Raw genomic sequence first — 9140 nt, 5'->3', positions numbered from 1 at the left:
CGCGGCGAAGACCTCGTCGGTGGTGAACATCGCCAGCGCCCACAGCGCGTGCATCGGGAAGGTCACGAACAGCAGGAGCAGCCGCCCCCAGTACGGCAGCCGTCCCGGCATCGGGTCGAGCCCGATGATCGGCCAGTAGAACAGGCAGCCGACGGCCAGGAAGTGCGCGTGCAGGAACAGGTGGAGCACCGGGTGCCGCAGCGACGCCTCGTACAGGCTGGTGAAGTACAGCCCGTAGAGGCTCACGATGAACACGGCGAAGCCGACCAGCGGGAAGGCGGCCACCCGCGCCACCCGGCTGTGCAGCAGCCTCACCAGCAGCCGGCGGGGGCGCAGCGGCAGGGCCCGCAGCGCCAGTGTCACGGGGGCGCCCAGCGCGAGCGGGATGGGCGCGACCGTGCCGAGCAACATGTGCTGGACGGCGTGTGCGCTGAACAGGGCGGTGTCGTAGGCGGCTATCCCGCCGACGAGCGCATAGGCGACCACCAGCAGGCCGGCCAGCCAGGAGGCGGTCCGCCAGCGGCTCCAGGCGTCTCCGCGATCTGTGAGTCTGCTCACGCCGAACAGGTACAGCCCGCCCATGAGGGCGACCAGCAGCAGCGGGCCGGGTTCCGGCGAGAGGTGCAGCAGCATCCGTCCGACGGTCGGTGGCGGTGGAAGTTCTCCCTGCCCGGACGATGCGAGCAGGCTTCCCGCGCCTGCCGCGGCAAGGGCACCGGGACTGGTCACAGGCCCTTTCACCTCACTCCGATCGGGGCTGGACGGGGGTTCGGCCGAACCCTCGACAGCTCGTAGTCCTACCGAATGTCGAACCTACGGTGGCGCCTGGCGGATCGCGTGCCAGAATGACCGACGTGGCCTCCGCCTCCGTCCTTGAGAAAGCTCCGCCGCCGCACCCCACGGCCAACCGTCCCTCGATGGTTTCCGTGGGGACGATCGTGTGGCTGTCATCGGAGCTGATGTTCTTCGCGGCCCTGTTCGCGATGTACTACACGATCCGGTCGGTCGACAGCGACAACTGGCCGCCGGTCACCGGCGTTCCCGCGGGGTCCGAGTACGGCCCGGTCCACCTGCACGTCGGCTTCGCGCTCTTCTTCACGACGATCCTGGTGCTCTCCAGCCTGACCTGCCAGCTCGGCGTGTTCGCGGCCGAGCGCGGTGACGTCTACGGGCTGCGCCGCTGGTACGTCATCACCCTGCTCATGGGCCTGGTGTTCGTCGGCGGCCAGGCGTGGGAGTACTTCCGCGAGAACGAGTTCTCGATCTCGTCCCATGCCTACGGGTCCGTGTACTACCTCACGACCGGCTTCCACGGCCTGCATGTCATCGGCGGGCTCGTCGCCTTCGTGATCGTGCTCGCCCGGTCGACCTACGGCAGGTTCACGCCCGAGAAGGCGACGTCCGCGATCGTGACGTCGTACTACTGGCACTTCGTCGACGTCGTCTGGATCGGCCTGTACGCGACCATCTACCTCCTCCAGTGAGCGACATGACTGCATCTACGGGCGCTGCCCGCGCATCCGTACGCCGGCGTCGGCGTTCCTCGGCCGTGGTCCTGCTGGTGGCGCTCGCGGCCACCGGCGTGCTGTGGACGGCGTTCGCTCCGCGCGGGACGGCCGAGGACACCGCGGCGACCAACGAGGCCGTCCGGGCGGGCCGCGCCCTCTACCTCCAGGGCTGCTCAAGCTGCCACGGCCTGCAGGGCCAGGGCGGCAACCAGGCCCCGAGCCTGATCGGCGTCGGGTCGGCCGCGGTCGACTTCCAGGTCAGCACCGGGCGGATGCCGCTGGCCGCGCCGGGCGCGCAGGCCAAGCGCAAGGACCCGATCTACAGCCAGACGCAGATCGACCAGCTGGCCGCCTACATCGACAGCCTCGGCGGCGGCCCGAAGAAGCCGGTCATCGACGAGGCCGAGTGGGACGACGCTGACCTGGCCCACGGCGGGGAGCTGTACCGGGCGAACTGCGCCCAGTGCCACCAGGCGGCGGGCGCGGGCGCGCCGCTGACCTACGGCAAGTACGCGCCGGACCTCAGCCACGCCACCCCGACCCAGATCATCGAGGCGATGCGGACCGGTCCGGAGTCGATGCCCCTGTTCGGCCCGGGGCAGATCGACGAGGCCGACGCGGTCGCGATCGCCAAGTACGTCCGGCACGTCAGCGAGGCCTCGGGCGCCGGTGGCCACGACCTCGGCAAGTACGGCCCGGTCCCCGAAGGGCTGCTGGCCTGGCTGGTCGGGATCGGCGGCCTGCTCGCGGTGTGCCTGTGGATCGGAGCGAGGCAGAAGGTATGAGCAAGCAGGACGACGACAACGCCGGCCCGGGCCCGTCCGGCGACGGCGGCAGCATCTTCGACCGGGCCAAGCACCCGGTGAAGCCGTCGGGGGAGCCCGCGTCCGGGTCCGGCGCCGGCGCCGGCGCTGGCGGGCCCGAGCTGCGGCAGGGCCGTGACGACGGTCCCGAGCGTCTCGGCACCCCGCCGCACCAGACCGACTCGACCCGCGCGGGGTCGACGGTCCTGCTGGCCGAGCCGCCCGAGCGGGGCGTGAGCGTACGCGATCCCCACGCCGAGGCGGTCGACCGCCGGGCCGAACGCCGGGCCGAGCGGCTGGCCGCGTTCTGGTTCGTGGTCTCGATCATCGGGACGGTCGGGTTCGTCGTCACTAACTTCGTCGGTGACAAGCACAAGGAGTACTACACCCCGGCCCTGGGCGCCGCGCTCGCCCTGGCCGTGGGCGGCATCGGGTTCGGGGTCATCATCTGGGCCAAGCGGCTCATGCCGCACGAGGAGGCCGTCCAGGAGCGGCATCCCTTCAGGTCCGCGGACGAGGAGATCGCCGCCACCGAGGAGACGGTCGCCCTCGGCTACGCCGACACCGGGCTGGCCCGCCGGCCGCTGATCCGCCGGACCCTGCTCGGCGCGGGCACGGTGCTCGGCGCCCTGCTGGTGGTACCGCTGCTGAACCTGACCAACCGCAAGCCGGGCAAGCAGCTCAACCACACCCACTGGGTGAAGGGCGCCCGGCTGGTCACCGGCGAGGGCACCCCGGTCAGGCTCGGTGACATCTCCATCGGCGGCATCGAGACGGTGTTCCCGGCGGTCCCGGTCACCGAGCCGGACGGCAGGGTCCGCTACGAGCCCCAGCTCACCCTGCACCAGAAGGCCGACAGCGCCACCGTCCTGATCAGGCTCGGCCCGGACGAGAATCGGCCGCGGCCGGGCCGGGAGAACTGGGCCTACGACGGCCACGTCGCCTACTCCAAGATCTGCACCCACGCGGGCTGCCCGGTCAGCCTCTACGAGGCGCAGACCCACCACCTGCTCTGCCCCTGCCACCAGTCCGTGTTCGATGTGCTGGACGGATGTCGAGCGATCTTCGGGCCGGCCAGCCGGTCCCTGCCGCAGCTGGCGATCGGCGTTGACGCGGACGGATATTTCATCGCACGAGACGGCGACTACACCGAGCCCGTCGGTCCCGCCTTCTGGGAGCGCTCATGACCACCGTCCCACCACCGCCCCTGGTCAAGAGGCCGGGCCCCGTCCGCGCGCTCAACCGGGCGGCCGACGAACGGTTCGGCACGCAGGAGGCGCTGCGGCGCAACCTGAACAAGGTGTTCCCCGGCCACTGGTCCTTCATGATCGGGGAGATCGCCCTCTACAGCTTCGTCATCCTGGTGCTGACCGGCATCTACCTGACGCTGTTCTTCGACCCGAGCAACACCGAGGTCGTCTACGACGGCTCGTACGTGCCGCTCAAGGGCGTCGAGATGAGCCGCGCCTACGCGTCGACCCTGGAGATCAGTTTCGACACCCGCGCGGGCCTGGTCTTCCGCCAGATCCACCACTGGGCCGCGCTGCTGTTCGTCGCGTCCATCCTGGTGCACCTGATGCGGGTGTTCTTCACCGGCGCCTTCCGCAAGCCCCGCGAGGTCAACTGGCTGATCGGCGTCGGCCTGTTCGTGCTGGGCATCCTGGAGGGCTTCGCCGGCTACTCGCTGCCGGACGACCTGCTCTCCGGCACCGGGCTGCGGATCGCCGCGTCCATCGCGCAGTCGATCCCGGTCGTCGGCACCTGGGCGTCCTTCCTCGTCTTCAACGGTGAGTGGCCGGGCGAGAACTTCATCCCCCGGCTGTACGTCGTCCACATCCTGCTGGTGCCGGGCATCCTGCTGGCGCTGATCGGCGCCCATCTGGGCATCCTCTGGCACCAGAAGCACACCGACTTCCCCGGGCCGGGCAAGACCGAGCACAACGTCGTCGGGCACCGGGTCTTCCCGGTCTTCGCGGCGAAGTCCAGCGGCTTCTTCATGCTGGTGTTCGCGATGCTCGCCCTGCTCGGGGGCCTTGCCCAGATCAACCCGATCTGGGCCTTCGGGCCGTACGACCCGGCGAACGTCAGCTCCGCCTCCCAGCCGGACTGGTACATCGGCTTCCTGGACGGATCGACCCGGCTGTTCCCGCCGTGGGAGTTCCGTGGGCTCGGGCACACCGTCCCGGCGGTGTTCTGGCCGACGCTGATCCTGCCCGGCATCCTGTTCACCCTGCTCGCCGTGTACCCGTTCATCGAGGCGAAGGTCACCGGTGACAAGGAGTCGCACAACCTGCTGCAGCGCCCGCGCGAGGCGCCCACCCGCACCGCCCTCGGCGTCTTCGCCATCGCGTTCTACCTGGTGCTGTGGATCTCGGGTGGCAACGACGTCATCGCCAAGACGTTCGACATCTCGCTGAACGCGATGACCTGGGCGGGACGTGTCGGCGCCATCGTCCTGCCGCCGATCGCCTTCTACCTCACCAGGAAGCTGTGCATCCACCTGCAGGAGCGTGACCGCGAGATCGCCGCGCACGGCATCGAGACCGGGATCATCCAGCAGCTGCCCAACGGGGAGTTCATCGAGGAGCACCGGCCGAAGCTGCCGCCGGTGCCCGACCACCCCCGGGTGCCGACCGACCGGGTGGCCCTGCCGCCCGCGGGGGAGGGGCACGGCAAGGGCGACCTCGTGCGCCGTGCGGGACGGGCTGTCAGCGGCTTCTTCGTCGAGGACGAGGAACGCCAGCCGGAGCCGACCGGCTCCCCGCAGCGTCCCGAGGGCGGGCACTGACCGGCTGAGCTCTTCCCGGTTCTTCCCGCCGCACGGCCTACCTGGGGCCTTCCGCTTCCGTCATCCGGAGGTGGGAGGCTCCAGGCCGTTTACGGGCTGTTCGGGCGGATGTCCGATGGTTTGGCCGGCCGGCTGGCCGGCTGGCCGGCCGCCGCTGGGCGGAGGAAGGCGGGCCGGCGTGCGGGTGGCCGGCCCGGGGCAGGTGACGCGGCAGCCGTGGAGGTGGATAGTTAGTTGTAGAAAGAAAAAGATATGGAGGCCGGATGTCCATCGATCACTCCGTGTCCCCGGCCGCGTCCGCGCCGGCCCGGGACGACCCGCCGGCGCTGGACGTCCGGGGGCTGACCTACCGCTTCGGTGCGAAGACCGCGGTCGACTCCCTCGACCTCACCCTCGCCCCCGGGGAGATCGTCGGCCTGCTCGGGCCGAACGGCGCCGGCAAGACCACGGCGATCCGCGTCATCGTGACGCTGCTGCGGCCGGCGGCCGGCTCGGCTGCCGTCTTCGGGGTGGACGCGGCCCGCCAGCCGATCCGGGCCCGGCGGCTGATCGGCTACGTCCCGCAGATGCTCTCCGCGGACAGCGGGCTGACCGGACGCGAGAACGTCGCGCTGTTCGCCGGCCTGTTCGACGTCCCGCGCCGGCACCGCCGGGCCAGGGTCGACCAGGCGCTGGCGGCCATGGGCCTGACCGACGTCGCCGACCGGCTGGCGCGCACCTACTCGGGCGGGATGGTCCGCCGCCTGGAACTGGCCCAGGCCCTGGTCAACGCGCCACGGCTGCTCATCCTCGACGAGCCGACCGTCGGCCTCGACCCGATCGCCCGCGACAGCGTCTGGGAGCACGTCCTGCGCCTGCGCGAGGAGTACGGCATGGCGGTGCTGCTGACCACCCACTACATGGAGGAGGCCGACGTCCTCTGCGACCGGGTCGCGCTGATGCACGCCGGCCGGGTACGGGCCACCGGTGTGCCCGGCGAGCTGAAGGCCGCGCTGGGCCCGCGGGCCAGCCTGGAGGACGTCTTCCGGCACCACACCGGCGGCGCGCTCGCCGGCAACGGCAACGGCAACGAGGCAGGTGATTTCCGTGGCGTCCAGCACACCCGCCGTGCCGCCAGCCGGGTTGGCTAGCCCTCCCGGGGAGCGGGATTCCCGGAGCACCGGGAGCGCGGCCGGCAGGGCCTGGCCCGGCGGCCTCATCGACGACGACTTCGACGCCAGCAGGCTGGGCGCGGCCCGGCTGCTGCTGCGCCGGCTGGCCACGCTGTCCCTGGTGGAGCTGCAGAAGCTGCGCCACGACCGGGTGGAGCTCTACACCAGGGCCGTCCAGCCCGCGCTGTGGCTGCTGGTCTTCGGCGTGACGTTCAACCGCATCCACGCCATCCCGACCGGGTCCGTTCCGTATCTGGACTACCTGGCACCGGGGATCCTCGCCCAGTCCGCGCTGTTCATCTCGATCTTCTACGGTATCCAGATCATCTGGGACCGGGACGCGGGCGTGCTGGCCAAGCTCATGGTCACGCCCACGCCACGCACCGCGCTGGTCACGGGCAAGGCCTTCGCAGCCGGGGTGCGCGCGCTGATCCAGGTGTTCGTCGTCGTGCTGCTCGCGGCGGTGCTCGGCGTCGGGCTGACCGCCAACCCGCTGAAGCTGCTGGGCGCCGCGGTGGCGGTGGTGATCGGCGCGGCGTTCTTCGCCTGCCTGTCCATCGTGATCGCGGGGCTGGTGCTCTCCCGGGACCGGCTGATGGGTATCGGTCAGGCGATCATGATGCCGATGTTCTTCGCCAGCAACGCCCTCTACCCGGTCGACATCATGCCGTCCTGGGTGCGTGTGGTCAGCTACCTCAACCCGCTGAGCTACCTGGTCGACGCGCTGCGTGGCCTGCTGATCGGCGCGCATGCCCACCTGCCGCTCGACTTCGCCGTCCTGATCGGCTCCGCCGGCGTGACGATCCTGGCGGCGAGCGCACTGCTCGGCCGGCTCGCGCGGTAGCGGCTTCCGGTACGGCCGGCGCGGCCGGGGTTTCCGGCGCGGCCGGGGTGGCAGGGGTGGCCGGGTCGCAGGGGTGGCCGGATGCCCGGCTATCGGGGCGCCCGGCCGCCCCGGGCATCCTGGCCGCCTGGCCGCGCCAGTGGGCCTGCGGCGCTGGCCGGGTGGCGGTCAGCCGCCCAGCAGGGCGATCTGCCTGGCCGCCGCGGTCACCGGGGAGGCCCACTGGCCGTCGAGGCCGACCAGGCGCACGCCCGGGCCGGTCAGCCAGCGCTGGATCAGCTCGGTCTCCTCGGCGCTCGCGCAGGGCGTGGGGCCCGGCCCCGGCCGCACGGTCTCGGCGCTGGCCCGGGCCGCCGTCACCCAGGGCCACGGATCGGTGCGTGCCGGTGCGCTGGCCGCCCCAGCGAGCCGGCCGTGGCGGATCACCGCGATGTCCCACCCGCCCTCCTCGCCGGGCGCGGCGGCGGTCATCTCGGCCACGCCGGTCAGCGCCGACAGGTGCTGGAGCCGCCGCGCGGCGCGCAGGAAGGCCAGCAGCCGGTCGCGGACGACGGCCGCGTCCTCGTAGCGTCGCTCGGCGGCGAGGACGGCGATGCGGGCCCGCGCGGCGTCCACGACCACCTGGGGGTCGGTGGTGATGGCCGTCACGGCCGCCGCCACGTGCCGCGCATACTGCTGCGGGCTCTCCCGGCCGTCGCAGGGCGCCCCGCAGCGGTCCAGCTCCGCCAGCGCGCACGCGGCGGTGGGCCGGCGCGGGGACAGCCGGGTGGCGCACTGGCGCAGCGGGATCGCCTCGTGGATCGCGGCCGCGGCGAGGTCCGCCGCGGCCATGCTGGGGAAGGGGCCGAGGTAGGTGGCGTCGTCCCGGGCCGCGCGCACCCGGGACAGCCGCGGGTACGGCTCGTCGGTGATCTTCAGGTAGACCGCCCGTTCCGGATTGCGGGAGCGCCGGTTGTACGGGGGCTTGTGCTCGGCGATCAGCCGGACCTCCCGGACCTGCGCCTCCAGCGCGTGCGCGCACGTGACCGCGTCCACCCGTTCGGCCGAGGCGACCATCGCGGCCATCCGCTGCCGCGGCTCACCGGCGGTGAAGTACGACCGGACGCGGGCCCGCACCGACCGGGACGTCCCGACGTAGAGCGGCCGGTCGGCGCTGTCCCGGAAGATGTACACCCCCGGGCCGGTCGGCAGGTCGTCCGCCAGGTGCCGCTTGCGCCGCCGGGCGGGGGAGACCTTGCGGGAGAACCCGTGCACCTCCTCCAGCGTGGTCACGCCGAAGCCGGCCAGACGCTCGAACAGCCCGTGCAGCACGGCGACGGTCGCCCGCGCGTCCGCCAGCGCCCGGTGGCAGGGCCCGGCGTCCGCGGGGAAGAGCCGGGCCAGCGAGGCGAGCTTGTGGTCCGGGGTCTCGTCCCGGCCCAGCACCTGCCTGGCGATACGGAGCGTGTCCAGATGTTCCCAGGCGGGGACGGGCTGGCCGCAGCGTACGCACGCCTCCCGCAGGAAGCCGAGGTCGAAGGGCGCGTTGTGCGCGACCAGCACGCCGCCGTGGGCGAACTCCAGGAAGGCCGGCAGGACGGCGTCGATGCGCGGCGCGGTGGCGACCATCGCGTCGGTGATCCCGGTGAGGACCGAGATGAACGGCGGGATCGGCGCGGCCGGCCGCACCAGCGTCGCCAGCTCCCCGAGGACATCCCCGCCGCGGATCTTCACCGCGCCGATCTCGGTGATCTCACTGTCGGCCGCCTGGCTGCCGGTGGTCTCCAGGTCCACCACGACGAAGGTGACCTCCCGCAGGGGACGGCCGAGCTCCGCCGGCGGCTCGGGCAGCTGGGGTGCCGGCAGCACGGGACGGACATGATCGTTTAACTGGCGGCCCGCCGGAACGCCCTGGTGGAGCGGGGGCTGGGGCCCGGCAGGCGAGGTGGGCGGCGTGTCCGGGTGGCCGCCGCCCGGCACGGAGGGGAACCGGCGCATGTACGGGTACGCTAGTCCCCGCTCACGACAGTTTTCCCGTCCCGTTCCCGCCTCGTTCCCGGACCGGCT

General features: G+C 72.2%; 8 protein-coding genes. 6 read left to right on the top strand and 2 right to left on the bottom strand.

The window, feature by feature from the left end:
* On the bottom strand, window positions 1-729 hold a 729-nt coding region (locus NBW84_RS03685), incomplete at its 3' end, for a cytochrome c oxidase assembly protein (RefSeq protein ID WP_250281704.1).
* A gap of 116 nt (window positions 730-845) precedes the next feature.
* Between NBW84_RS03685 and ctaE the strand changes: the two genes are divergently transcribed.
* The 6 genes from ctaE (at window position 846) to NBW84_RS03655 (ending at window position 7094) form a co-directional block, all read left to right on the top strand.
* Window positions 846-1484, top strand: a complete 639-nt coding sequence (gene ctaE / locus NBW84_RS03680; protein WP_445548468.1) for an aa3-type cytochrome oxidase subunit III — start codon at window positions 846-848, stop codon at window positions 1482-1484.
* Between the two features lie 5 nt (window positions 1485-1489).
* Window positions 1490-2293, top strand: a complete 804-nt coding sequence (qcrC, locus tag NBW84_RS03675) for a cytochrome bc1 complex diheme cytochrome c subunit (RefSeq protein ID WP_250281702.1) — start codon at window positions 1490-1492, stop codon at window positions 2291-2293.
* A complete protein-coding gene (qcrA, locus tag NBW84_RS03670; protein ID WP_250281700.1) occupies window positions 2290-3498 on the top strand; it encodes a cytochrome bc1 complex Rieske iron-sulfur subunit in 1209 nt (402 codons plus the stop codon). Before qcrC ends, qcrA begins: the two co-directional genes overlap by 4 nt.
* Complete coding sequence (gene qcrB, locus NBW84_RS03665; protein WP_250281698.1) at window positions 3495-5099, top strand: cytochrome bc1 complex cytochrome b subunit; 1605 nt, start codon at window positions 3495-3497, stop codon at window positions 5097-5099. Before qcrA ends, qcrB begins: the two co-directional genes overlap by 4 nt.
* Window positions 5100-5362: 263 nt before the next feature.
* Window positions 5363-6229 (top strand): ATP-binding cassette domain-containing protein, encoded by an 867-nt coding sequence (locus NBW84_RS03660; RefSeq protein ID WP_250281695.1) that lies wholly within the window; start codon window positions 5363-5365, stop codon window positions 6227-6229.
* A 94-nt stretch (window positions 6230-6323) separates the two neighbouring features.
* Window positions 6324-7094, top strand: a complete 771-nt coding sequence (locus tag NBW84_RS03655; protein WP_445548470.1) for an ABC transporter permease — start codon at window positions 6324-6326, stop codon at window positions 7092-7094.
* Between the two features lie 168 nt (window positions 7095-7262).
* Here the strand turns inward: NBW84_RS03655 and NBW84_RS03650 are convergent, their stop codons facing one another.
* Window positions 7263-8942, bottom strand: coding sequence for a DEDD exonuclease domain-containing protein (locus NBW84_RS03650; RefSeq protein ID WP_250281691.1), 1680 nt, complete (start codon window positions 8940-8942; stop codon window positions 7263-7265).
* Window positions 8943-9140 lie beyond the last annotated feature (198 nt).

This window comes from Protofrankia sp. CiP1_Cm_nod2 (assembly GCF_920664355.1).
Taxonomy (GTDB): Bacteria; Actinomycetota; Actinomycetes; order Frankiales; family Frankiaceae; genus Protofrankia.
This window is presented reverse-complemented; position numbering and strand designations above follow the sequence as displayed.

What these genes read in the sequence shown, in the direction of transcription:
- ctaE (WP_445548468.1), top strand. Translation starts at nt 846, where the DNA reads ATGACCGACGTGGCCTCCGCCTCCGTCCTTGAGAAAGCTCCGCCGCCG.
- qcrC (WP_250281702.1), top strand. Translation starts at nt 1,490, where the DNA reads ATGACTGCATCTACGGGCGCTGCCCGCGCATCCGTACGCCGGCGTCGG.
- qcrA (WP_250281700.1), top strand. Translation starts at nt 2,290, where the DNA reads ATGAGCAAGCAGGACGACGACAACGCCGGCCCGGGCCCGTCCGGCGAC.
- qcrB (WP_250281698.1), top strand. Translation starts at nt 3,495, where the DNA reads ATGACCACCGTCCCACCACCGCCCCTGGTCAAGAGGCCGGGCCCCGTC.
- NBW84_RS03660 (WP_250281695.1), top strand. Translation starts at nt 5,363, where the DNA reads ATGTCCATCGATCACTCCGTGTCCCCGGCCGCGTCCGCGCCGGCCCGG.